Origin of the sequence: Atopobacter sp. AH10 (assembly GCF_003664595.1) — a bacterium.
Taxonomy (GTDB): Bacteria; Bacillota; Bacilli; order Lactobacillales; family Aerococcaceae; genus Atopobacter.
On record NZ_QXPZ01000001.1, the window covers coordinates 1 to 25,967 of the forward strand.

At 38.8% G+C, this 25,967-nt stretch carries 20 protein-coding genes; 3 read left to right on the forward strand and 17 right to left on the reverse strand.

The window, feature by feature from the left end; genetic code table 11:
* Positions 1-648: 648 nt before the first annotated feature.
* From D3H64_RS00005 to D3H64_RS00035, 7 genes are all read right to left on the reverse strand, one after another.
* Positions 649-2,223 carry a peptide chain release factor 3 gene (locus D3H64_RS00005; protein ID WP_121563571.1) on the reverse strand — a complete coding sequence of 525 codons (1,575 nt, stop codon included), beginning with the start codon at positions 2,221-2,223 and terminating at the stop codon, positions 649-651.
* A gap of 264 nt (positions 2,224-2,487) precedes the next feature.
* Complete coding sequence (locus D3H64_RS00010; protein WP_121563573.1) at positions 2,488-3,828, reverse strand: FAD-dependent oxidoreductase; 1,341 nt, start codon at positions 3,826-3,828, stop codon at positions 2,488-2,490.
* Between the two features lie 138 nt (positions 3,829-3,966).
* A complete protein-coding gene (locus D3H64_RS00015) occupies positions 3,967-4,719 on the reverse strand; it encodes a copper homeostasis protein CutC (protein WP_121563575.1) in 753 nt (250 codons plus the stop codon).
* A gap of 373 nt (positions 4,720-5,092) precedes the next feature.
* Positions 5,093-6,469 carry a magnesium transporter gene (gene mgtE, locus D3H64_RS00020; RefSeq protein ID WP_121563577.1) on the reverse strand — a complete coding sequence of 459 codons (1,377 nt, stop codon included), beginning with the start codon at positions 6,467-6,469 and terminating at the stop codon, positions 5,093-5,095.
* Positions 6,470-6,592: 123 nt separating this feature from the next.
* Positions 6,593-7,504, reverse strand: a complete 912-nt coding sequence (locus D3H64_RS00025; protein ID WP_121563579.1) for an RluA family pseudouridine synthase — start codon at positions 7,502-7,504, stop codon at positions 6,593-6,595.
* Positions 7,505-7,529: 25 nt separating this feature from the next.
* Positions 7,530-8,354 carry an NAD kinase gene (locus D3H64_RS00030; protein ID WP_121563581.1) on the reverse strand — a complete coding sequence of 275 codons (825 nt, stop codon included), beginning with the start codon at positions 8,352-8,354 and terminating at the stop codon, positions 7,530-7,532.
* 15 nt (positions 8,355-8,369) lie between these two features.
* A complete protein-coding gene (locus D3H64_RS00035; RefSeq protein WP_121563782.1) occupies positions 8,370-9,002 on the reverse strand; it encodes a GTP pyrophosphokinase family protein in 633 nt (210 codons plus the stop codon).
* A 237-nt stretch (positions 9,003-9,239) separates the two neighbouring features.
* Here D3H64_RS00035 and D3H64_RS00040 point away from each other — a divergent pair, with 237 nt between their 5' ends.
* Together D3H64_RS00040 and D3H64_RS00045 are read left to right on the forward strand one after the other, a co-directional pair.
* Positions 9,240-9,827 carry a CYTH domain-containing protein gene (locus D3H64_RS00040; RefSeq protein ID WP_158589170.1) on the forward strand — a complete coding sequence of 196 codons (588 nt, stop codon included), beginning with the start codon at positions 9,240-9,242 and terminating at the stop codon, positions 9,825-9,827.
* A gap of 34 nt (positions 9,828-9,861) precedes the next feature.
* Positions 9,862-10,623, forward strand: coding sequence for a DsbA family protein (locus D3H64_RS00045; protein ID WP_121563585.1), 762 nt, complete (start codon positions 9,862-9,864; stop codon positions 10,621-10,623).
* 176 nt (positions 10,624-10,799) lie between these two features.
* Here the strand turns inward: D3H64_RS00045 and pepF are convergent, their stop codons facing one another.
* The 8 genes from pepF to malQ all read right to left on the reverse strand — a co-directional run bounded on the left by pepF (position 10,800) and on the right by malQ (position 21,863).
* Positions 10,800-12,617, reverse strand: a complete 1,818-nt coding sequence (pepF, locus tag D3H64_RS00050) for an oligoendopeptidase F (RefSeq protein ID WP_121563587.1) — start codon at positions 12,615-12,617, stop codon at positions 10,800-10,802.
* A gap of 71 nt (positions 12,618-12,688) precedes the next feature.
* Complete coding sequence (locus tag D3H64_RS00055) at positions 12,689-13,702, reverse strand: competence protein CoiA (protein ID WP_121563589.1); 1,014 nt, start codon at positions 13,700-13,702, stop codon at positions 12,689-12,691.
* 184 nt (positions 13,703-13,886) lie between these two features.
* Positions 13,887-14,630: an adaptor protein MecA gene (locus tag D3H64_RS00060; RefSeq protein ID WP_121563590.1), complete on the reverse strand. Its 744-nt coding sequence runs from the start codon at positions 14,628-14,630 to the stop codon at positions 13,887-13,889.
* Positions 14,631-14,800: 170 nt separating this feature from the next.
* Positions 14,801-15,199 (reverse strand): transcriptional regulator Spx, encoded by a 399-nt coding sequence (gene spx, locus D3H64_RS00065; RefSeq protein ID WP_121563593.1) that lies wholly within the window; start codon positions 15,197-15,199, stop codon positions 14,801-14,803.
* A 212-nt stretch (positions 15,200-15,411) separates the two neighbouring features.
* Positions 15,412-16,446, reverse strand: coding sequence for a tryptophan--tRNA ligase (trpS, locus tag D3H64_RS00070; RefSeq protein ID WP_121563595.1), 1,035 nt, complete (start codon positions 16,444-16,446; stop codon positions 15,412-15,414).
* Positions 16,447-16,470: 24 nt separating this feature from the next.
* Positions 16,471-17,499 (reverse strand): lipoate--protein ligase, encoded by a 1,029-nt coding sequence (locus tag D3H64_RS00075; protein WP_121563597.1) that lies wholly within the window; start codon positions 17,497-17,499, stop codon positions 16,471-16,473.
* 481 nt (positions 17,500-17,980) lie between these two features.
* Positions 17,981-20,251 carry a glycogen/starch/alpha-glucan family phosphorylase gene (gene glgP, locus D3H64_RS00080; RefSeq protein ID WP_121563599.1) on the reverse strand — a complete coding sequence of 757 codons (2,271 nt, stop codon included), beginning with the start codon at positions 20,249-20,251 and terminating at the stop codon, positions 17,981-17,983.
* 103 nt (positions 20,252-20,354) lie between these two features.
* Entirely contained in the window at positions 20,355-21,863 is a 1,509-nt protein-coding gene (gene malQ, locus D3H64_RS00085) for a 4-alpha-glucanotransferase (RefSeq protein ID WP_121563601.1), read from the reverse strand.
* Positions 21,864-22,581: 718 nt separating this feature from the next.
* On the opposite strand from malQ, the gene D3H64_RS00090 reads away from it, so the two are divergent.
* On the forward strand, positions 22,582-23,592 hold the full coding sequence (locus D3H64_RS00090; protein ID WP_121563603.1) for a LacI family DNA-binding transcriptional regulator: 1,011 nt from the start codon (positions 22,582-22,584) through the stop codon (positions 23,590-23,592).
* A 125-nt stretch (positions 23,593-23,717) separates the two neighbouring features.
* Here the strand turns inward: D3H64_RS00090 and D3H64_RS00095 are convergent, their stop codons facing one another.
* Entirely contained in the window at positions 23,718-24,824 is a 1,107-nt protein-coding gene (locus tag D3H64_RS00095) for an ABC transporter ATP-binding protein (protein ID WP_121563605.1), read from the reverse strand.
* Positions 24,825-24,863: 39 nt separating this feature from the next.
* Positions 24,864-25,940: a LacI family DNA-binding transcriptional regulator gene (locus D3H64_RS00100; RefSeq protein ID WP_121563607.1), complete on the reverse strand. Its 1,077-nt coding sequence runs from the start codon at positions 25,938-25,940 to the stop codon at positions 24,864-24,866.
* Between the last annotated feature and the right edge of the window lie 27 nt (positions 25,941-25,967).

Sequence of the window (25,967 nt, forward strand, 5' to 3'; positions counted from 1 at the left end):
ATATCCCCAATAAAATTAATTGATGCCCGAACTTGTCTTTTGTAATGGTCTTAAACCTTGTAGACGGAAATTGAATTTCATTTGGGTCTATCCCAAAAAGTTGATTTATTTCTAAAGATTGAGTATTATTGGTGTCACAAGGCATATCTAAATTCCTTCCTTTTAGTGTCGTAACTTAAGTATAGAGGAATTTGGACGTGCCTTTCTATCTATACTTAGTCGTTGGTGAATGTAACAAGCACTGATGAATAGAAAGCTCAGTATGACCGAACTGGAGGAAAGAGTCCTTCATCGGGAGCAGCGTAAAAGGAAGTCAAGCGAATTACTTGCTGTGCCGAAAGGCTTACAGCAAGTTTCGATGAGTTTCTTTGCGAGGAACGAGCATTAGAAACTTATGTGCGTAACAAAGTGGAGCTGAGACTGACTAGCTGGGAGACCAAGGCTCCCAGCGGTCCCGCTGCATTTTCCCGGATGAAGGTAACTCTTATCCGAAAGAACGGTCATTTTTGTGCTTTATATAGCATAGACAGACTACAGTCTGTCTCTTTCACCAACAACAAAAAGTATAGAGCCTCAATTTTTACCATCGACTTATCCTTCTAGCATGTACTTAAAAGGCAGCCAATCCAATGATTAGCTGCCTTTATACTAGAGCAATTTCTTTAACTCAATAGTTGGATGTTTGTCCTTGAACCATTGCAAAGCAAACTCATTTTCAAATAGATAGAGCGGTTGGTCGAAACGATCCTTCACCAACAGATTTCGGCTAGACGATAGCTTTAAATCCAAATCTTCTGGATCAATCCAACGCGCAACCCGAGAGCCCATTGGCGTTAAAATAACCTCTGAATTGTATTCTTCCTTCAAGCGATATTGGAAAACTTCAAATTGCAACTGCCCAACTGCCCCGATAATGTAATCGTTGGTATGGAAAGTCTTGTACAATTGTATAGCCCCTTCTTGAACTAATTGTTCCATCCCCTTGTGGAAAGATTTTTGCTTCATCACATTTTTAGCTTGAACCTTCATAAAGATTTCAGGGGTAAATTGAGGCATTGGTGGATAGCCAATCACTTCCTTGCCTTGATATAGCGTATCTCCAATTTGGAAATTACCGGTGTCATACAAGCCAATAATATCCCCTGCCAAAGCCTCTCTTGTCGTTTCCCTCTTATCTGCCATAAATTGAGTCGTATGGCTTAATTTAATCTTCTTCCCTGACCTTTTTAAAATCACATCTTCTCCAGCTTGGAAACGTCCAGAGCAAATTCGAAGAAAGGCTATCCTATCTCGGTGAGCTGGATTCATGTTAGCTTGAATTTTAAAAATAAATCCTGTTAACCTTTCATCATCTGCTTCTACAATCTTTTCATCTTCCGTCACGTGCGAACCAGGAGACGGAGCGTAATCCACAAAAGCATCCAAGAAAGTTTGGACGCCAAACCCAGTCAAAGCAGACCCAAAGAACACTGGGGTTAATTTCCCAGAAAGTATCGCTTCTTCATCGAATGCATTACCAGCTTCTTGAAGGAGTTGGGCATCTTCTAAAGCTTGGGTATAAATAGAAGAATCCTTAAAACTATAGTCTCCTTCAACTTCCCCATCCTCATTCAAAGGAATCAAAGTCCCTTCTTCTTGACCAGTCACATCCGTTAGCTCTACACGTTTATTATGAAGGTCATATAGGCCGTAAAAGTTCTTTCCCATCCCCATTGGCCAGTTCATAGCATAGGCATCAATACCTAGAATTTCTTCTAACTCTGCAACTAATTCCAAAGGTTCTCTACCATCACGATCCAACTTATTCATAAAGGTAAAGATTGGAATACCTCTCATCGCACAGACTTCAAATAATTTCTTTGTTTGTGGTTCGATCCCTTTACCAGAATCGATAACCATGACTGCTGCATCCACTGCCATCAAGGTCCGATAAGTGTCTTCAGAAAAGTCCTCGTGACCTGGTGTATCCACAATATTCACTTGGTAGCCATCGTAGTCCACCTGCATCACAGAACTAGTAACAGATATTCCCCGTTGCTTTTCAATTGCCATCCAGTCAGACTTGGCATATCTACCCGTCTTTTTCCCTTTAACAGTACCAGCTGAACGAATCGCTCCACTGTAGAGTAACAAACGCTCCGTGATAGTCGTTTTCCCAGCATCCGGGTGGGAAATAATGGCAAAGGTCTTTCGTTTTTGAATTTCTTTAGCTAATTGACTCATGTCATCCCTCTTTTTTTCTCATTCCCTCGTATTATAACGAAAAGTCTCTCGTCCGCCAAGAGATTTTAAAGGATATAGAAAAAGAACCATCCCTAATTAAACTAAAGATGGTTCTACTCCAATATGGGCATGGAAAGGAAAAGAGCCTTCCCCCCTATTTTTCTAGCTTTGTTCCTTTACATCTTATGCTTTAAAGATAGAAATCCCACAAGCTTCATCTCTTCTATCGTAGATTAATTAATCAAAACTTTTCAAAAAACAGGCTTAATTTTCTTTGGCCAATGCTGCTTGAGCTAAGATGTTCAAGTAATTAAATGGTCGATCATAGACAGGTTGAAAGAAAAAGTCTACTAGGGCTAAATCTTCGACAGTTTGATGAGTTTGAATAGCTAGAGATAAAGTGTTTGCCGATTGAGTCACATCGTACTTGGACATCATTTGACCTCCGACAATTCTTTTGCTTTCTTTTTCATAAACTAGCTTCATATAGACTTTTTCCGTGCTTGGCATAAACTCTGGTCGATAATTATCTTCTAAATAAACAGAATCTACATCAAGTCCATACTCACGAGCGGAAGCTTCCGTCACCCCTGTCGCTCCTATATTATAGCCATACAAGTACAAACCAGAAGTTGCTTGGGTACCACGATATTTCATCTTTTCACCCACTATATTTTTTCCCACTAAAAAGCCCATCCGGACAGCATTTGTGGCTAAAGGAATATAGGCATGCCCATTATTAGGATTGTAGTTAACAGCACAACTATCTCCTGCAGCATAGACATCCTTCACACTAGTTTGCATGTAATCATCCACAATAATAGCCCCATTAGCTAATGTCTCTACTTGCCCCTTTACCAAGTCTGTATTCGGGCGGAAACCGATACACAAGACAACAAGATCAGCAGGATAGCTAGCTTTTGAAGTCTGAACAGCAGAAACTTTTCCTTTTTCCCCAAGAAAAGCTTTAACCTTTTCGTTCAATTTAAGCTGAACCCCTTCTTCTATCAGCTTGGCTTCTAGGATATCTGTGATTTCTTTATCTAAATATTTATTTAAAATGCGTTCTTGGGCATCAATTAAGGTCACTTCACTCCCTTGACGGCGGAAAGCTTCCACTAGTTCTATCCCAATATAGCCTGCGCCAACGATAACAACCTTTTTCTTTCCCACTTGACGAGAAAAAATATCTTTGGCATGTTGATAGTTTTTGCAAAGTTGCACGTTCTCCAAATCTAAACCATCTAAATCAGGAATAATCGGCCATGACCCTGTCGTCACGATTAATTTATCATAATTTTCAACAAACTCTTCCCCAGAAAGCAAGTCTTTGACAAGGATTGTTTTATCTGCAACATTTACATTTAACACATCATGCCGCATGTGAACCTGAGCTCCAAGCTTTTTCAATTCTTCTGGACTAGAATAAAATAGCCCTTGAGGATCTTTCACTTGCCCAGCAATATACAAGGCGATCCCACAAGATAGGAAGGAAATATTATCATTACGTTCATAAACTTTTACTTCAGCACTTGGATGGTCAGCTAAAATAGTCTTTACTGCCGCCGTCCCAGCATGTGTACAACCGATCACTACAACTTTCATCATATGCCTCCTTAAATACAAGTGATTATTTTCACTATCTAGATTTTATAATGATTATATTTTTCAAGTCAAATAAAACGTCTTCATCTTTCGCCTAAAAAAACTGGACCTCCTACTAAAGAAGATCCAGCTTTTTTCCTAATCTTTTCTATTATCCGCCCATATACTAATAAAATTTTTCAATTGCCTTACTTCCGTTTGACTAACAAGCTTGTAGCTATTTTGCTCATTCATGGCAAAACTCACCCCATGATTGTGGTTCCCTCCATCTTCAACGCTCTTGGAACAAGATGAATGCACCTGATGAACTCGTGTTTGATTGAGTAAAGCCATCACATTGGAGACCTTAATCCCTGCTGCAGGCAATATTTCAATGCGCTTACCATACTGCTCATGCAAAGCCTTGATCAACCTAGCCCCTTCCAAGGCTGTGCTTTGTTGCCCACTAGTTAAAATTCTATCGACCCCTATTTGGATTAACGATTCCACCACAGCAAAAGGATTCCGTGAAATATCAAAAGCCCTATGTAAGACTGCTTCTGCCTTAGCTTGATGACACAAATCGGTCAATTCTTTAATGAACTCCTTGTTAAGCTCTAATTCCCTACTTAAAGCTCCAAAAGCCAAGCCATCCGCTCCTTCTGCCAAGAGATCTTCCGCCTGATGGAGCATTTCTAGCAATTCACGCTTGTTGTAGCAAAAGCCTCCTCCTCTCGGTCGAACCATAGCAATAATTGGAATCGTCAATTCCGCTCTTGCCATACGGAAAGTAGACAAGGATGGGGTCAAACCACCGAGTTCTAAAGCTCCATTTAATTCGATGCGATCTGCTCCTCCTGCCTGCGCTTTGAGACAATCTTGGTAACTCCCACAACAAACTTCTAATTTCATGGTTTGCCCCTTCCATCTATCTTGAATTTTTCTGCCATCTCCATTATAAGATGAATTCTATCCAATGTCATGATTCAAAATGTAAAGGCTTTTCAACAATATCACGATTCAAAAATGTAAAAGCTTTTTTACAATGGTCACGATTCAAAATGTAAAAGCTTTTCAACAAGAAGCATGGTCTTCAACATGCGCTCACGATTAAAGAAAACCTTGTAGACTTATTACTTTATCCAAATAGCTAACCCCTCTTTAGAACTTATACGCCTAAAGAGGGGACATTAAAAATTTTCTCTATACTTCTCACTAGCGACAAGGCCAAACTTTCTTCTCTCTTCAAGAAAAGACCTATTCAACAGATTAAGAGGTCAATTGTTTACTTGTCCAAGAAGGAAGCAATAAAATAACTAGCAATAGAAAAATAAATCAAGACAGAAGTTAAATCCGACAAAGTAGAAATAAATGGACCTGATGCCACAGCTGGGTCTACACCAATCTTTTCCATTAATTGGGGAATAAAACTTCCTGCCAAAGTGGCTACAGTAATTGCTGCAAGCATTGCGGCACCGATAATAGCTCCTAGCATAAAATTATTTTGCCAAATTCCAACCACCAGAGTAATGGTCAAACCAGTAGCCAAACCCGTCAACAAACCTGTTAACAATTCTCTAAGCATAATAGAAATAAAATGGTCATTATCCATATCATCCCCAGATAGACGACGGACAGCAACCGCTAAAGATTGGGTTCCCGCATTCCCCGCTGTCCCAGTAATCAAGGTGACAAAGACTGAAAGGATACTGGCTTTAGCGATCAAATTCTCATAACGGCTAATCAAACTAGAAGTTCCCATTCCTAAAAAGAGCAAGGTAATGAGCCATGGTAGCCGTTTCACCGCCGCTTCAAAAGGATTGGTTGTTTCAGCACCACTCTCTACGTCAACGGCTGCCAAACCAGAGTATTCGCTACTGGCTTCTTCTTGCAGAACATCCATCACGTCATCGACTGTAATAATCCCAACGATACGATTTTCTTCATCCACCACGGGCAAAGCAATAAAGTCATAATCTTGAACTTTTCTTGCTGCTGTCATTTGGTCGTCATTGACATCTACAGTTACCACATGATCCACCATAATATCATAAACCATGGTGTCATCATTACTCATAATGGCATCCCGTAAAGAAAGAACCCCTTCTAAATGTTGCCCCTCATCTACGACATAAATGTAATAGATCGTTTCCGCATCATGAGCCAATTCTTTAATCAATGTTAAAGCTGACTTTACCGTTTGATGGCTTTGAATAGCAATCAACTCTGGTGTCATCAAAGACCCTGCTGTATCTTCTCCATAGTAGTAAAGTCGTTGAATGGTTGCCCTATCCTCTGCACTCATTAAGCGTAAATACTTGCGGACTTCCTTCACATCCATTTCTTTCAGCAAGTCAACCGCATTATCCGCAAACATTTCCGTCAACATTAATGAGACATATCGATCATCCATTTCATTCAAATAGCTTTTGACGTCTTTTTCATCTTCCTCGATAATCTCAAACATCTCCGCTAATTCTTTTGGCGATAAAAAGCGATAGAGTATCATTCGTTCTTCTGGTGTTAGTAATTGATACATCTGTGCTTGGTCATATTGATGAGCTTCTAAGAAAATGGCACGAACTTCCGCCATCGTCTCCCTGTGGAGGGCCTCTTTCAATGTTTCTAGACGTAATTCATCTAATTCTTGGCTATCCGTCATGATTCACCTTCCACTTTCTGCCCAAAACAGGCGATTATTCACTCAAATATATTCTGCTAGGGCAGAGCTTTTCTCCTGCTCCGCCTGTCTCTATCGAGCTAAACATATTTCAAAACTACTTGCTTACCCTTTGTCTTGATCTGCTTTTAAGCGGACTAAAGCCTCTGATAAATCCTCCGCTAAAGGCGTTTCAACAATCAGTGGATCTCCTGTAAAGGGATGAGTCAGGCTAAGTTGCTGACAGTGTAAAGCCTGCCTTTCTAACCCATAGGCCAAGGGGCCTCCATATAGGTCATCTCCCAATAAAGGGCAACCTAAAGATTGTAAATGTACACGAATTTGGTGAGTCCGCCCTGTATGTAACTGAAGACTCAAGAGAGCATAGTCCCCCAGACGTTTCTTCAACCAATACTCTGTTAAAGAAATCTTCCCTTCTGGCATCACTTGTCGTTCGATGATCGAACCAGGTTTACGACCAATTGGACGATTAATCTGATCATGGGCCTTTAAGATATGATGAGGGTCATAGGCAATAGCAAAGTAGCGTTTATGGATAGCACTGTGCCCTAAAGCCTGATCCAATAAAGCATGCGCAAAACGATGCTTAGCCACCAAAACAACTCCAGAGGTACACTTATCCAAACGTGTGACCACATGAATGACCTGATCCGAATAATTATTCTTCATATAATAGCCGCGAATGCGATTAGCCAAAGACCGATCCGGATGAGCTTTACTTGGGAGAGAGGAAATACCAGCAGGCTTATTCACCACCAAAAGATCCCGATCTTCGTAAACAATCGGGATGTCTTCATAAGAAGGGCGAACCGTTTCATGCCCTTCTTCATCTTCAACTATCAATCCTACTCGATCGCCTTTTTTGACGCTGGCACGAACAGTGACCCATTCCCCATTAAGGGTTATTTGTCCATGAAATTTAGCATGGGTTAAAAATTTGCGACTTACCCCTTGCCTCTTTAAAAAAGCCTTCATGCTTAATGGTTCTTCGTGATCGCTTATCCAAATAAATTCCATCTCAACCTCTTCATCCCCTCAACTATTATTCACTATCTAAATCTTTTGAAAAATCACCTATAAAGGCCTGAGATACCCTTTTCCAAAAAGGCATATGGCGGTAAGATACAAAACGAATTCTTTCTTTTGCTACTCGACAGGTCATTTCTTCAATCTGATTGGCCTTCATTGCTAAATGGTCATAAGTCACCAACAAACGGTCACAATTTTTGGGCTTAAAGGTAATTTGATCTTCTATCCCTAATACCAGTGGAGAAGATAAGGTTCGAAAGACCCGATTATTTAAAGAAGCATACTCCGTTAACTGGATAGCTGAATGACTCGGATGTAAAACAGCTCCACCAATGGACTTATTAACACCTGTCGACCCACTCGGAGTAGAGACGCATAAGCCATCCCCACGAAAACTCTCAAATAAGTAGCGGTTTATATACACATCACAAATAAAGGTGCCAGTAATCCGTTTAATGGTCGCTTCATTTAAAGCCAAAAAGTGATGAGGCGATAATTGCTTATCTTCATAATGTAAACTAACTTCTAACAAGGGATAGGTAACTTCCTCCCCATGATCTTGCCTCAAATCTGAAATAAGTTCATCCACTTGGTCAACCGTATAGTCTGTATAAAAGCCAAGATGCCCAGTATGAACTCCTAAAAAACGAATACGATCCAATTGATCTCTATAGCGATGAAAAGCTGATAACATACTCCCATCTCCGCCAATCGTAATAACCACATCCGGCATCTGATCATCCCAGATAAAACCGTCTTCTTGGCAAAGTTCATTGAGTTTTTGACAAATCGCCTTCACTTTATCATTCGTTTGATGTGTCATTACCGTAATTTTCATGAAAGAGACTCCTTCTTACTTTTCTCGGTAGCGTTGGAAATATTGTTGGGCTTTTTGAATTTCTTCCCTTATAGCAGACATCTCATTGTCCAGAAGAAAAGCCGCCTCTCCTGCACGTTTTAGGCGGTCTTGCAATTCTTTGGAATAGTGACCCTTGTACTTATAATTCAAGGAGTGTTCGATAGTCGCCCAGAAATTCATCGCCAAGGTCCGAATCTGAATCTCAATCACCACTTCGGTTAGCCCCTCCATTCTTTCAACGGGGTACTTAATCGTCACATGATAAGACCGATAGCCAGACGCTTTTTCACGAGCAATATAATCCTCTTCAGCTAAAATAACAAAATCTTTCCTTTGACGCAACAAAGCTACTGTTTCATAGATATCATCGACAAATTGGCACATAATCCTTAATCCTCCGATATCTTCTAGTTCATAGAGAGAAATGTGCTTACTGTTTACTTTTTCAACAATACTATTAACAGTTTTTACTCTAGCTGTAATAAATTCTATCGGGGCATGTCGCTCGTTTCTGCGATATTCGTTACGAATCCCCTTCAGTTTAACCTTTAGCTCTGCTACGGCTTGTTCATAGGGAGCGAGAAACTCTTCCCAATTTTGAATCTGATCCGCTGTAAATGGCTCCATTTGCATGATTCCTCCCTCGCTTATTCATTTTACCACAAGTAAGAATACTTTAAAGTTGTAAAACGACACGACTTCTTTCAATATTAAAGCTTATCTATAGCTAAGCTCACTAGGCTATTTTATAAAAGTAAAACGAAGTCGACCTCTTTCACTCTCTCTTTATCAATCAAATGCCAAGCATCGATGATCAACTTTTGCTATACTAGAATTGAACAACAGATGGTTAGGAGAAAAAACATGACTGAACAATCCGTCGAAAAAGAATTTAAATGCTTACTCAGTGAAAAAGCCTATCAAGAAGGGTTAAAACTTTGGATGACTGGTCTTTCCCCAATCTATTTACAAAATGTTTACTATGATTGGCAAGGGATTCTTTCACAAGCAGATAAGGCACTGAGGATTCGTATGGTCAATCAAGAAATAGCCGAATTAACGCTAAAAGAAAGCTTAGGTCCCAATGAAAAAAGAGAAACGACCCTCCCTTTAGATGCACAAGAAGCCAAGGCCATCATCGATAAAAAGCAATTACGTCTTCCTAGTGAATTACGCCAATATTTACACCAACAAGGGATCGACTTAGCTGAATTACAAGAAAAAGTATCTTTTACAACCTGTCGCTATGAAAAAGAATGTCCAGAAGCCCTCATCGTCTTAGATGAAGTCCACTATTCAAATGGCGCTCGTGATTTAGAATTAGAATGTGAAGTAAACGACCTCATCAAAGGAAAAGCCTACTTCCAACATTTACTAAAAGACCTAGATACTGACTATCAAGCTGCTCCTAACAAACTAGCACGTGCTATACATTATAAAGCAAAAAACTAATCGCAACAATTACCCTGGTGAAAGGAGGGAGAGTGTGGCTGACGAAGATTTCATGTGTCAAGAAGACGCTATTTCAAGGAATGATATTTTTGATTTTTTCCTCTTTATCAATCCTTTAGATCCCGCTTCTTTTCAAGCCGAAAAAGAAATTTTAAAATTCATTAAGGGCTCATCGGCAAATATTCATTTCCGCATGATCCCTCACCATAATCTCCTTTCTCTAGTGACCTTTATGCGCCAGCAAGGGATGAACCCTTGTTGCGCTTCTTTGCGAAATGACCTCTGCCTAGATCTTTACCAAGTCTCTGTAGCCTACAAAGCTGCCCTTTTTTATGGGCAAAGACGAGCAAGAGCTTATTTAATGGAAGTTCAAAAAGCTCTCCTCATTCATCAAGAGAAATTATCGGAAGGCCTTCTCCTTCAGTCAGCTAAACAAGTTGGCTTCGACCCCCAACATTTTCTAGAAGATTGTCGCTCCCTAACTGTTAAGGAAGCCTATGAAGAAGATCAAATTCTTGGCGCTCAATGGGGTATTACCCAAGTACCTAGTTTAGTCATTTGCCATAACTACACAGATGAATATGGCATGTTGATCGATAAGTGCATTACAGAGAAATCCCTACAAGAAATCTGTCGTTCTTATCGCACATCCCAAAACTCCACAAGCCAAAAAGAAAGTATCGAAAAAAACAATTTGACTTTTAATGGAAATATCCCCGCTAAAACATCTAAGCCTCAAGCTCTCTTTGAAAAGAAAAACAAGGGGAAGATCCTGCATTTTCCTCAGTGTCCGTAATAACACAACAATCCCCTCGTTAACGAGCAAAAAAAGACATACAAGATCGATTGTTCCGACCGGTCTTATATGTCTTTTTTATTATCTAAATAACACTCAAAGATTAGAGATTATAAGGTCTAAAACTGTTTAAAGGCTATCTTATCCGCCTTCTCTTCTCGTTTGAGCATTAGTAATTAAGCTTTTATTTCTTCTAAAAGATCTTCTAATTGATCCATATATCCTTCCAACACCTTGAAAGCTTGACGCAAGTAATCTGGTTTGGTCATATCAATCCCAGCAGCCTTCATCACATTAATTGGATAGTCACTCGTACCCGCTTTTAGGTAATTCTTATAACGTTCTACTCCGCCCTCTTCATTTAGAATCTTATCCGCTAAAGAACTTGCAGCGGCCATACCTGTTGCATATTGGTAAACATAAAAATCATAGTAGAAGTGAGGAATGCGTGCCCATTCATAACCGATATTATCATCGTAATCCACTTCTTCCCCATAATAACGGCGATTTAGTTCGCTATAAGCTTCGACTAATTTATCTACCGTTAGCGCTTCTTTATTTTGGTCCGCCTTATGCACCCATTGCTCAAATTCAGCAAATTGGGTTTGACGGAAAATTGTACTCTTGAAACGTTCAATCGCATAGTTTAAGATGCCTAAGCGTTTCACTGGATCAGTTTCAGTAGCTAACTGATACTCTGTCAATAAGCATTCGTTTGTTGTAGAAGCAATTTCAGCTAAGAAAATAGGGTAATCCCCATAAACATATGGTTGATTATGCCAAGTATAATAAGAGTGAGCTGAGTGACCTAATTCATGGATCAAGGTAAATAAATTGGACACGTCATCATGCCAGTTCAACAAAATGTAAGGATTGGTATCATACATCCCTGAAGAATATCCCCCAGAACGTTTGCCCTTATTTTCGTATACGTCAATCCATCTTTCCTCAAAAGCACGGTTTATAATAGCCAAATAGTCTTCCCCTAAAGGTTTAACAGCTTCTAAGACTTGTGCTTTAGCCTCTTCAAAAGGCACCTTCTCTTTACTTTCTGCCACTAAAGGTACATACATATCCGACATTTTTAAATTGTCTAAGCCAAGCATCTTCTTCCGTAAAGAAACGTAGCGATGCAAAATATGTAAGTGGTCATTTACTTCTTTCACCAATGTGTCATAAACACTTTCAGGCACATGATTTTCGCTCAAAGCCTTGTGACGAGCAGACTTATACCCTCTAACATCGGCTTCAAAATTGTGCGTTTTAATTTGTGTCTTGAGAGTCGTCAAGAGAGTATTCTTAACTCCTCTGATGTGACTGTAAAGTTGTTCATAAGCCTGAGTTCTTACCCGAAGATCGGTCGATTGAATGTAGGAAATAAAGCTACCTTCTGTTAATGGAACAGAATGTCCTTCTTCATCTTCAATGCTTCCAAAATCCATATCAGCGTTTGTTAGATTGCTATAAGCTTCTTTGGCCCCTGAGAAAATTTCAGAAGCTTTGGCCAGTAATACTTCTTGTTCTTTCGGTAATACATGAGCCTTATTTTGGCGTAAAGCATCAAAAAATTGCCGATAAAGAGCTAAGCCATCTTCCTCTTCTATACGTTTGGCTAAATCTTCATCACTAATGGCTAATAATTCAGGCGTAAAATAACTACTAACTGCTTGGATAGAAGTCCAAACTGCCACAGCTTCTTGATAGTGAGATTGAGAAAGGCTATTAGCTGTATCTTGGTCTTTCTTCAAATTCGTATAATTGTATATTTTAAAGAATCGTCTTTCCACATTATGCAATGTTTCAATAGCTTCCAAAAGAACTTGGCCTGACTCATTGAGTCTACCTTCATAAACCTTTATTTTGTCTACATCTGCTTCAACCTCTTTCAAGGCAAGCTTCATTTCTTCATCACTAGAAAAAATAGGTGTTAAATCCCAAGTATAGGCAGGATCCATTTCCTCACGAGAGCGTTGTTTCACTTGTCCGTCACTCATCTACCCATTCCCCTTTCTATCATAAAATATCCTATTCCCATCCTAGCAAATTTATCGCTTATTTAAAAGCCTTACAGAAAGGTCTTTGCCCACTTATTTAAGTCTTGACGAATATAAGCTTTGCTATCAGGAATGAAAGGCAAACTAAAACAAGGCAGTAGATCTAAAAAATGATCTATTTCTTTCCCTTTTAGCAATAGATACCTCGCATAAACCAAGGGAAAAGTTGAAAAGAGATGGTGAATGGGTGGCCAAAAGCAAATAAGTGGCAGATCCTCAATCGCTTGTCTGTGATAATACAGACTTTTCGCAAAAGATTGATCCAAAATTTTTTTACTCTTTCGAAAATAACGTTGATAACAACTTTTTACCTGTTTAGCCTTCATTAACTTCTGCTCTTTATCTTTTAAATAATCTACAGAATTTTTAGTTTCCCAATGGCCAATAAACTGTCCCTTTCCCTCCCTTGTATCTTTTAAACAAGTTAAGGCCTCTAAAACTTCCGAAAAGAAAAGCCTTCGACCAATCACCTGACGTGATTTACGCCAATTGATATGCAGATCATACTGCAAAATTAATTGTTGTGATTCTTGGTCTAAAAGCCATTGATAACAACCTAATCTTGGATGATAACGAGCATATTGCAATAATTCTTCTCTATTCACATAAGGCAAATGAGCCCGATCATTTTGAATCCACCATTGTAGTAAGTGGGATTTTCTATAGCCTTCAACTCTCCCTTTAAAAGTAGATGGACTTAGGCGACTTTTCTGAAACTCCACAGCAAGTTTCCTACCTAAGAGGTCGACTAAAACGTCTGCTCTCTGATCAAAAGCTAGCGAAACCTCTTCTTCAACTGGAAAGCCCAAAAGCTTAAACTGCCCCCTCAACCAGGTCTTAGCCTGCCGGTGTTCAAGCGATTCGCCTTTTCCCTTTCTATTCCTAACGTGGGCAAAATAAGCTTTGACCTTTTCTCCTTTTCGCCATTCAAGCAAACCCTGACAATTAGGGCAAAAAAAAGTGTCTTTCTCCTGAACCCAATCAGCCGAAACCCACTCTCCTTGACTATTCTTTGCTAAGCGCATATTCTCCTCCACTGTGACGAAATATTTATTACTGTCACTCTCTCATAAATGTGTAGACATTAACCCATCACATCAATATACGCTAACTTAAAGAGAATTGATCTGATAATTTTTTAAAATTCACCAACAGCATTTGCCAAAGCGCCCAAAAAAAGCCCAGATTACTCTGAGCTTTTTTGACTAACTATTTTCTTTTTTTATCGAAGGTTCGCCTTAAAGAAGCTAAAGCATCCCGTTCAATCAATAGTTTGCCATATTCATCAAGCCATTCTTTTGAAAGCGATGATGCTTGGCTATACTCTGAGAAGAGTAAAGATACTAATTGAGCAGAACCTGGACTAAAGTATTCAGGATTCAACGTAACAAGCAAGGCATATCCTGACATCTCTGGAAGCGCATATAAGGAAGTATCTGCCTCTGGAACCAGCCTATCTCTTGCCATGGCGAGCAAGGGCTCAATATCTGTCGTCATACAAGTAAAGCTTTCTGGCTGGAGATCCCTTTGAACTTTCCGCTTCATCTCATCATCAGAAGATTTTTTCTCATCATCTAGCTTTTCTTCCAACTTGCCCAACTGACTCTTTTCTAAACCTGATAAACCTTCTTTAGAAAAGAATCCCAGTTGCTTCGATTGGTTTTGTAACATCTCTAAGAAATGTTCCATCTCTTCTTCTTGACCCATCTCATCAAAATCACGATGTGTAATCAATAAATCTAAACCATCGCTACTAGGCATGACCTGAAAAGTGACGGCATCCGAAGATGTAAAATCCTCAACTTCATCGAGTTCTTCAAGGATGCTATGGAAGAATTGCTCCACCTGCTTGTGATCACCTAACAAGTCTAGAAATTCGATTCCTCGTCCTTCTAGATCGTCTTTGTGAATACTGACACGAATCGTTCGATCATTAATTCGTTCAACTTCCATCACATTCACCTCTCTTCACTAAGACTGTTACTGATCAAGCTTCAGTATAACGCAAAATTTTAAAAAAGACAAATTAAACAAGTTCAATAAAAGTCCATTGATCTCAATAAAAACGCTCACATTTATCTTTATAACAATAAAAAACTAGCCCCATAAGAGCTAGTTTTATTTTACATAGCCACAAATTGAGTAGCATCCCGCAATTCTTGTATACGCAAGGAACGTGGTAAAAAGCGACGAATTTCATCTTCATTATAACCGACTTGAATCCGTTTCTTATCGACCATAATTGGTCGTCTTAAAATACTTGGTTCCTTAACGATTAAATCAACTACTTGATTCAAAGGATAATTATCTAAATCGTCATGAAGTTCCATATAAACCTTAGACCGAGTGGAAATAATATCGCTAGTTCCATCTTCAGTCATTCGCAAAATGCTTTTGACTTCCTCAGCTGTTAAAGGATCTGAAAAAATATTCCGTTCTTCATAGGGAATGTTATGATCTTCAAACCATTGTTTCGCCTTTCGACATGAGGTGCAACTTGGAGAGATGTAGACTGTTACCATCTGGTTCACTCCTTTTTATCAATATTTTGCTAACCTGTAATCATTATAACAAAACCATCCCCATATTTAAAGCTAATTTATGCCCTTTTTCCTTATTTTTCTTTATTATTTATTCTGTTTTGAAAATGAATAGATCTGTATTATTTTATTCTGCTATAAAAAAGTTCTCCTAGAAATGACTCGCATCTCTTAGGAGAACCCTTTCTTAATCATTAGCCAAAATAATTAACCCCAATAGCTTGCCGAACTTCCTGCAAAGTCGCATCAGCTGTTTTTCGAGCCCGTTCACTACCAACTTTTAGCATTTCCAATACAGCAGCTGGGTCTTTTGCTAAAGCAAGTCGTTTTTCACGAATAGGCGTCAACACACTATCCAAAATATCAATCAAATAACGTTTGACTTTCACATCCCCTAGGCCACCACGTTGGTAATGCTCCTTCATTTCAGCAACAAGAGGATCCCCTTCAGCAAAAATGTCCAAATAGGTGAAAACCATATTTCCTTCAATTTGACCAGGATCTTCTACTCGAATGTGATTAGGGTCTGTGTACATCGACATGACCTTTTTCTTCACAACATCCATCGAATCTTTCAAATAGATCGCATTGCCTAAAGACTTACTCATCTTAGCATTACCATCGATACCTGGTATACGTCCTTGACCTTCTTTAGCCAATAAAATATCCGGCATCGTTAAGATATCCTTGCCTTTCCCATAAATTTGGTTAAAGCTATGAACGATTTCTCGAGTTTGTTCCAACATTGGTCGCTGATCATCACCCACTGGAACCAAGCTTGCCTTAAAAGCTGTAATGTCGGCAGCTTGACTGATAGGATAAACAAAGAAGCCAGTTGGAATAGATTGACCGAATGCCTTTTGTTGAATCTCTGCTTTAACGGTCGGATTGCGTTTCAAGCGATTAACCGTTACCAAATTCAAATAATATACCGTCAGTTCGGGTAAAGCTGGAATTTGGGATTGAATGAAAATTGTTGACTTTTTAGGATCAAGTCCACAAGCCATGTAATCTAAGGCAACTTCAATCACATTTTCTACCACTTTTTTCGGGTTATCGGCATTGTCAGTCAAAGCTTGTTGGTCGGCAATCATAATATAAGAGGTATGCCCTGGCTTATCTTGCAAAAGAACACGATTTTTTAAAGACCCTACATAGTGGCCTAAATGCAATGGCCCAGTTGGACGGTCTCCTGTTAAAATAATCTCTTTGGCTTCTTTATTTTCCATGCTGTCAGTCCTTTATTGTCATACTTAATCTTCTGCTAAAATCAAGTTCGTCAAATCTTCTGCTGTCACATTCCCAAAATAGTGTTTCAAATCTACAGACTCAAAGACTTCCATCAAATCTTGACGGCGATATGGTGTGCCTAGCAATTTGTCCTCAACATCAGAAATTTCTCCCAAGCCGAAGAAATCTCCATTGATTTTAACAGTGTCTATCTTATTGTTAACCACATTTAAGCTAAAGTCAACTTGTCCTGCTGTCGTTCGTTTAGAATTGTGAATATCAAACTTAGGATTAGCCCCATAGTTCCAATCAGGGTTACCCGTATATTTAGCCTTAAAAGCCTCAATACGTTCCCAATCTTCATCTGTCAACACATATTGTTTCACTTCTTCGATAGAATCAACACCAAAAATATTCTTCAATAACACATTCCGGAATTCAAAAATATCCATGTTTTGGTATTCTTCATTCACATAAGGTTTGATGTTGGTCATCCGTGAGCGAATAGACTTAATCCCCTTAGATTTAATCTTGTCTTGTTTTGGACGAAGGGCATGGGTGGCTACTTCAGTATCCAAATCATACATAATTGTGCCATGAGCAGTTAAACGCCCCTTATTGGAATACATGGCATTCCCAGAAAATTTCTTGCCATCGATCAACAAATCATTTCTGCCTTCCAATTTAGCCCCAGTAGCTCCCATCTTATGCAAAGCATCTATTACTGGTTGTGTAAATTTAGCAAAGTTCCGGAAACTTTCCCCATCATCATCTGTGATAAAGCAGAAGCACACATTCCCCATATCATGATAAACTGCCCCACCACCGGAAAAACGTCGAACGACTTCAATATGGTGTTCATCAATATAATCTTGTTGAACTTCTTCATAAGTATTTTGATTTTTCCCTATGATGATCGCATTTTCATTGGTATAGAAAAGCAAGATCGGTTCGTCAAGATGCTTTTCATTTAACAAAAAGTACTCAATAGCCAAGTTAGTTGCTGCATCCACTATTTTCTTACCCTTGCGTTCATTGTTTACATAGTACATAATTCTTGACTCCTTTTCACTTATTTGCTGTCAAATCCAAAATAGAAAAACACCAAACTTTTTTCAAAATGAGAAAGATAGTCCGTCAATGAAATAACATTTTTTCTCTACCACTTAAAAGAAAAAAGGCTATTAGAAAAGCTTGACTCAACGAATTGCTACTAGGCCAGTTGACCATTCACTCATCCTATCTAGCTCCTCTTCATTCACAACCGTACTAATTTCCCAATCACTATCTTAACATATTTTGCTTGAAATTTTATTGGCTTTGCACTTTTTTTAAAACGATTTCACCCCTTTACTTAAAGAAAACTCCCCTAGCTAAATCAGCCAACCCTTTCTAATAGGAGCTTTACTTCTTTTTACCCATCTTTTGCTTATCAAAAAATGGCTTTGGAAAAGAAAATCGAGCAAGCAAGTCGCTCACTCGATTCATTTCAAATTTATTTATACAGGGGTTTATCCATTATACTTCTACTGCTTAGTCTCTTGGTAAATGCCAAATATCGTCATTGTATTCCTTAATGGTTCTGTCTGAAGAGAAGTATCCAGCTTTAGCGATGTTGATTAGGACTTTTTCCATCCATTCTTGTTGGTTTTCATAATCCGCATAAGCTTTTTCTTTGATAGCAATGAAATCTTCTAAATCAATCAAAGCCATGAACCAGTCTTTCGTTGTGATATCTTTGTACAAGCGTTCCAAACGTTCTTGTTTCCCAATCTTCACTAACTCTGGACCAACGATAAAGTCTACCAAGCGTTTGATTTGAGGAAGTTTATAGTAATCTTGTGGGTTATAGCTAGCCTTTTCATAAAGTTCTACAATGCTTTCACTAGATTGACCAAATACATAAACATTTTCCTTGCCAACCAATTCTGCTATTTCCACATTGGCTCCATCCATAGTGCAAACAGTCAAGGCACCGTTGAGCATAAATTTCATGTTCCCTGTTCCTGATGCTTCCTTAGAAGCTAAGGAGATTTGTTCAGAAATATCAGCGGCAGGAATCAAATATTCAGCGGCAGTGACATTATAATTTTCCACCATAACTACTTGAAGATATGGGCTAACTTCTGGATCATTTTTAATCAATTCACTCAAGCAAAGGATAAGGTGAATAATATCTTGTGCCAAAATATAGGCTGGCGCTGCCTTACCACCAAAAATAATCGTGATTGGTGTTTCTGGTTTATCTCCTGCTTTAATGGCGAGATATTTATGAATGATATAAAGAGCTAGCATTTGTTGACGTTTGTATTCATGGATCCGTTTGATTTGTACATCAACAATCGCCCCGTCCAACAAATGAGTGTCTTGATGTTCTGCCAAAAAGCCTGCCAATTTTTCTTTGTTTTTGTCTTTGATAACTTTTAGAGCAGACAAAACATCATCTTGATCCTTCTTGGCTAATAAAGCAGTTAAATCTTCAGTTTGTCGCCATTCGTCACCAATCTCTTGATCCAATAAGTGACATAAGTCTGGATTACATGCCATTAACCAACGACGGAAGGTGATCCCATTTGTTTTATTGTTGAATTTATCAGGGTAAATTTCATAAAAATCTTTTAGTTCAGATTCTTTCAAAATATCGGTATGCAACTTGGCCACACCATTTACACTAAAGCCAAAGTGGATCGCTAAATGAGCCATATGCACACGATTTTCTTTATCAATCAAGTAGACACTTTCTTTACCAGGATAGCTTGCACGAACTGACTCGTCTAAACGTCTCAAAATAGCAGCAATCTCTGGAATAACATCTTCCACATCTTCCATTGGCCATTTTTCTAAAGCTTCAGCTAAAATGGTATGGTTGGTGAAAGCCACCATTTGACTAGTAATGGAGACAGCCTCTTCAAATTCCATCCCATGAACTGTCGTCAACAAACGAATCAATTCAGGAATAACAAAAGCTGGGTGGGTATCATTAATTTGAACAAGAGCATAATCCGCTAAATCGTGCAAATTAGAACCTTTTTCCAAAGCCTCATCAATCAAAAGTTGGGCTGCATTGGATACCATAAAGTATTGTTGATAAATGCGCAAGAGACGTCCACTATGTTCTGAATCATCTGGGTAAAGGAAGAGGGTCAAAGCATCTTGTACTCGATTAGCATCAAAACGAATCGAATCTTTTTCAACGATACTTTCATCCACTAGATCTAAGTCAAACAAGCGTAGACGGTTGCGTTTAGATTTTTTATAACCAGGAATATCTAAACTGTATAAAGTAGATTTAAATGTAAAGTCTTTAAAGGATATTTCATAGGACCGATCTTCCTTATGAAGGAAATTCGGTTGATCTAACCATTTATCAGGACGAGCATTTTGTTGCTTTTCCCAAAAGAACTGACGGAAAAGTCCAAAATGATAATTCAAACCAACCCCATCCCCATTTAAGCCTAGGTTAGCAATGGAATCCAAGAAGCAGGCAGCTAAACGACCCAAACCACCATTCCCTAAAGATGGTTCTTGCTCAGCTAATTCCAAATCATTCAAGCTCTTTCCATGCTCTTCCAGTTCTTTCTTCACTTCATCGTATAGGCCTAAATTAATGAGATTAGTTGTCAACAATTTCCCCATTAAAAATTCAGCGGACAGATAATATAACTTTTTCTTTCCTTGGTTTAAAGGCATAGCTTGCAAACGTTCATCTACAAGCGTCATCGCCACTTGTAACAATTCATTATCTGTACAATGTTCTAAATCTTTCTGGAAATGTTTTTCTGCTAATTGAGATAAATCTTTCATTTTACTACTCCTTTTAAAAAGGGAAGAGAAAAACTTCCCCTATTTTATTTCATGTCACTTGGTTAAACTTTAAAGGGCAATCATTTGCCCTTCGTCTATTTTTTTACTCAAAACGCGCACGATAGTAAGTTAAAGTCAAATCTAGTAAATCATCTTCAACTTCTTTAGTGATAGCATCTTCTCTCATTCGCCATTGCCAATTCCCGCCAATAGTAGAAGGTTCATTCATCCGTGCACGATTATCTAAGTTCAATAAATCTTGCATAGTATAAATGGCCAATCGGCTCACCGATGAGGCAATGCCACGATGATAGGCATGAACAGGACTTTCTCCTTCTTGTCGATTGAGATAATGATCAGCTTGGTCACGTTCTTTTTGACTGCAAGTATCTTCATAATGCCCACGACCAGTTTCATTATCATGTGTTCCTACATAAGCCACTGTATTGGCATCATAGTTATGTGGCATATCATCTGATTCGCTGTCACCATTAAAGGCAAATTGCAAAATCTTCATACCTGGATAACCAGTATGCTCCCTCATAGCTATAACTTCCGGCGTCATGAAGCCTAAATCCTCAGCAATGATTGGTAACTGTCCCAGAGCCTTCTCTAAAGTATCAAAAAGCTCACTCCCCGGTCCCTTTGTCCAATGCCCATCTGCAGAGCTTGGAGCGCCATAAGGAACTTCCCAATACGATTCAAATCCTCTAAAGTGGTCTATCCGAATCATATCATACAATTTAAAGCTTGCTTTCATCCGTTCTATCCACCAAGAATAGCCAGTAGCCTTCATATAATCCCAATTGTAGATAGGATTGCCCCAATATTGTCCATCATCAGAAAAATTGTCTGGTGGAGTTCCAGCTACCATAAGAGGTTCCCCTTCTTCATTCACCTTAAACAATTCTGAATGCGTCCACATCTCTACACTATCATGTGCCACATAAATTGGCATATCTCCAATAATTTTTATACCTTGTTCATTGGCATAAAGTTTTAATTGACTCCATTGTTGGAAAAACCAGAATTGCGTTACCAAATGATAATCCATCTGTTCTTTATGCTCTTCACAATGCGCAACAACTTTGTCATGATCGTACTTACGAAAGTCTTCAGGCCACTTTGTAAATGCCACTAAAGAAAAACTTTCTTTGACCGTCATATAATACACATAAGGCATTAGCCAGTCAGATTCTTTCTTCACAAAGTCTTGATAATCTGATCTTTCTTTCCCACCTGATGCAACAAAACGAGCGACGGCCTTGTCCAAAATTTCTCTACGAGATTTAAAGAGTTGTCCATAGTCAACTTTTTCAGGATCCGAAGACACTTCCTTTTTAAATTGCTCTAATTCACAAGTCGTTAGCCAAGTTTCTTCCTTCAATACATCTAAATCAATAAAATTCGGGTTCCCAGCAAATGCTGAAAAGGATTGGTAAGGAGAATCTCCATAACTAGTGGTCGTTAAGGGTAAAATTTGCCAATAAGTTTGGCGTGTCCGAACTAAAAAATCAACAAATCGATAAGCTTCTTTCCCAAAACTTCCTATGCCATAAGGACCAGGTAAAGAAGAAATGTGCATCAATACCCCACTTGATCGTTTCATAATATGCCTCCGTTCCTATTATTCGACCTCATTATAAACTTCTTCTCCAATTAACGCAATCGTTTTCGTAACTTTTTTGTTAATTCACATCAATAACTAATGAAACCATTGACTATTTATTGAGAGAAAAGGTTTGCGCTAATAGCCTGATGAGTTAAAAATCCCCTTAACAACAACTATCATCCTCCACTTTTATTTTCTCCCCCTTGTTATCAAAAGAAAGAAAATAGCATGATTAAAATTTTGGATATTTTAAGCTAATCTATCTTCTCTTAAAAATGACATTATTATTCACAAGAAAGAGCCTCAAAGTCCAATAAAATTCCCTAACACTTCCCACTAAAAGTAATTCTTGCAGTAAGGAAAGAGTCGTATGCCTTAATAGTAAATCTTATAGACCTTTCGAAAAAATCATATGTTCACTTCTTCAAAGCTTCTGTATAGAAACATTTTTTCGCTAAAGAGCTGTTTTTTACTGACTTTTTTAGTATTATAAGAGGGTGAAGGCCCTTTTTTAAGGGTTTTTATTCCTTTTGAGCTAAGTCATGAAATAGCTGACTGACTATTGTGTCTAAAATTTCTTCTTTTAGCAGATGAGTGATCATTTGAAAGAAATCGACTCATTTGCTCTCCTAGTTTAAGGGATTGATCATCCCAAAACATCTAGACTTAGTTAGCTTATTTCACTTAACTCCCATTATTCATTTTTAGGAGGTTCCTTATGGCTGTTACCATTAAAGATGTTGCACGACTAGCAAATGTCTCTCCTTCAACCGTATCCCGAGTTATTGCCGATAACCCTTCTATTAGTACTGCTACCAAACGTCGGGTGCGGCGTATCATGGACGAACTCAATTACTACCCTAACCTTTCTGCTCGTTCACTTGCTAGCAAAAAATCTCAAACAATTGGTCTTGTTTTACCACAAGCTTCTGATGCTTTTTACCAAAATCCATTCTTCCCTACAGTTATGCGAGGAATTAACGAAGCATCTTCTAGCAAGGGTTATGGTCTATTGATTTCTACTGGGCAAAATGAAGAAGATCGTTTGAGCCACATTCAACGCATGGTTTACGGTAAGCAAGTTGAAGGACTTATCTTTCTCTATGCCATGGTCAATGACCCTATTTTAGAATTTGTTTCCAGTATTAATTTTCCTGTTGTGGTCATCGGCAGTCCAGATAATTCTCAAGTCAATCTTGTCGATAACGATAACGAACTCATCGGAAAGCAAGCTACAAAAGCCCTCATCGAAAAAGGCTGTCGCAAGCCTGTTTATATTGGTGGTGACGAAAAACAACCTTTCATCCACAATAGGGAGTTAGGCTTTAAGGCAGCCTTAAAAGAAGCCCATTTACCAAGCGATCATCAAAATTCTTTCCATCCTAAATCTTTTATGCCAGATGAAGGCTATGCCCTAGCCAAACAAATATTAGCAAAAGGAGAAGCGGATGGGTTCGTCGTTGCCGACCAACTTGTTGCTAGAGGGGTACGACACGCTATTGCCCAATCTCAGCAAGCTGACATTCCTCTGATCACCTTTAAACCCTACGCTCCTTCACTTTATACCGGCCATGCCACCGAAGCTTGTATGAATTTACATGGTCAAACCCTTGGAGAACAAGCTGTTTATATTCTTTTCGACGTTCTTCGCGATGAAGAAAACAAGGGGCAACGGTATATCCACGAAATTGTCAAATCTGAATTAATACCCGGTCTCAATCAACAATAGCTAACCTCTAGAAGTGGCTGGGACAAAAGTCATAAAAAAAAAGCCGACATTCCCTAAATTATTAAGGGAAATATCGGCTTTTTATATTATATATTTACTTTCACATGTATTAGTTGTGAACCTAGCTAAGCCCGAATCACTTTTTCCGTTTCAAGATCAAAGAAGTGACACTTGTTCATGTTAAAACCAAGTGTAATTTCGTCCCCTGGTTTGAAGTTTTCTCTAGCATTAACCTTGGCCACAAATTCTGTTTTCCCAATCATAGAATATAGCATACTTTCTGACCCTAATAATTCTGCAACAACAACCTTCGCTTGTACGAGTTTGTCAGGATTACTATCAATAAAGATTTGTTCAGATTGAATATCTTCTGGGCGAATAGCCATAATAACTTCTTTGTGATTATAGCCACGATCAGCCAACAAAGCAGTTGCTGGTTCATGCAATTTCAAAGACAAGCCATCTTCACTGACAACATGGTCGTCTTCCACACGAACTTTAAAGAAATTGGCTGCTGGGGAACCGATAAAGCCTGCAACAAACATATTAACCGGGCGATTATATACTTCTTGCGGTGTGCCTATTTGTTGTACAATCCCATCTTTCATAATGACAATTCTAGTCGCCATAGTCATTGCTTCTGTTTGGTCATGTGTAACATAAATAGTTGTAGTCCCTAAAGATTGATGAAGTTTTGCAATCTCAGCACGCATTTGAACCCGTAATTTAGCATCCAAGTTAGACAGAGGTTCATCCATTAAGAAAACATTCGCATCCCGAACAATAGCCCGTCCTAAGGCTACCCGTTGCCGTTGCCCACCTGATAAGGCAGCCGGTTTCCGTTCAAGATATTCTGAAAGCCCCAATTTAAGGGCCGCATCTTCTACACGTTTTTTTATTTCATCTTTTGGATATTTCTTTAGTTTTAAGCCAAAAGCCATATTATCGAACACAGTCATATGAGGATAGAGCGCATAGTTTTGGAAAACCATGGCAATATTTCGATTTTTCGGTTCCACATCGTTCATGACTTGACCATCAATTAAAAGTTCACCCTCACTGATATCCTCTAAACCGGCAATCATCCGTAATGTTGTTGACTTACCACAACCAGAAGGCCCGACAAAAACGATAAATTCTTTATCATCAATATGCAAATTGAAGTCCGTAACGGAATAAGTATCTGCATTTGGATACTTTTTATGGATATGATTTAAATCAATTTTTACCATAGTTTTTCCCTCTTTCCTCACTCTAACTCTCTATTTATTTTAGCATGTTCTACGTTTAAGAGGACAGTCTGTCTGCCCCTTCTTCTTCAATCCCGCTTTCGAGTGGCATAGATCTCTACCTGAAAGGACGAAATCATGCGGGATGATTTCATGATAATAACGATAAACCCCATCTTCCCCATCACTAATCACTTGTTTGAGTAATTTGACAGCTGTTCTCCCCAAGTCATTCACATGAATATCTACGTAAGGGAGAAAAGACCCTGTAATGAAAGGCTCTGCTGGGAAAGACTTAAAAGTTACCGCTAAAAGGGGGAGGTCAGTCAATTGATACCAAGCTTGTTGAAAACCTTGAGCAACCAATTCATCTACAAACAGAAAGGCATCATGACGTTTAGCTTCAACCATTTCCTTAGCCAAGCGTTCCCCTACTGACGAAGCAAAACGAAAATCACTAATAATACGATCCTCTTTCACTTCAAGTCCGGCTTCTTCCATAGCTCTTTTAAAGCCTGCTAAACGATCTTGAACAACCACTAAGGAGCTCATCCCACCAATAAAGGTCAGCTGTTTAGCCCCTCTTTCGATGAGTGCCTTTGTCGCATCATAAGCCGCTCTTTGGTTGTCATTATCCACAAAACTCATGTAATAAGAATCAGGTTTCCCAATAACAACACTAGGGAAATGTTGATCAATCACATATTTCAAGATGGGATCTTCTGTATCGGAATATAGAAAGATAAGCCCATCTACCTGCCGACCTAAAACCAATCGTTTGACCCCTTCAATACGTGAATTTAAATCTGATCCTGAACTCAATGTTATCGTATAGCCACATTGGCTAGCTTCATCATTTATTCCTTTCACACAAGCAGCGAAGAAAGGATTTCTGTAAAAAGCCGCAGATTCATTAGGCAAAATTAAGCCCATAGCTTGGGTTTTTCGACTAACGAGTCCTCTAGCGTATTGGTTAGGATAATAGGATAATTCTTCCATAGCCTGACGAACACGTTTCTTGGTTGGCTCACTGATCGAACTAGCATTTTGAATCACACGAGATACGGTAGAAGGAGCGACACCTGCCAACCTCGCCACATCTTTAATTGTCGATCGCATCCCTACTCTCCTTTCCTCGTCATACTT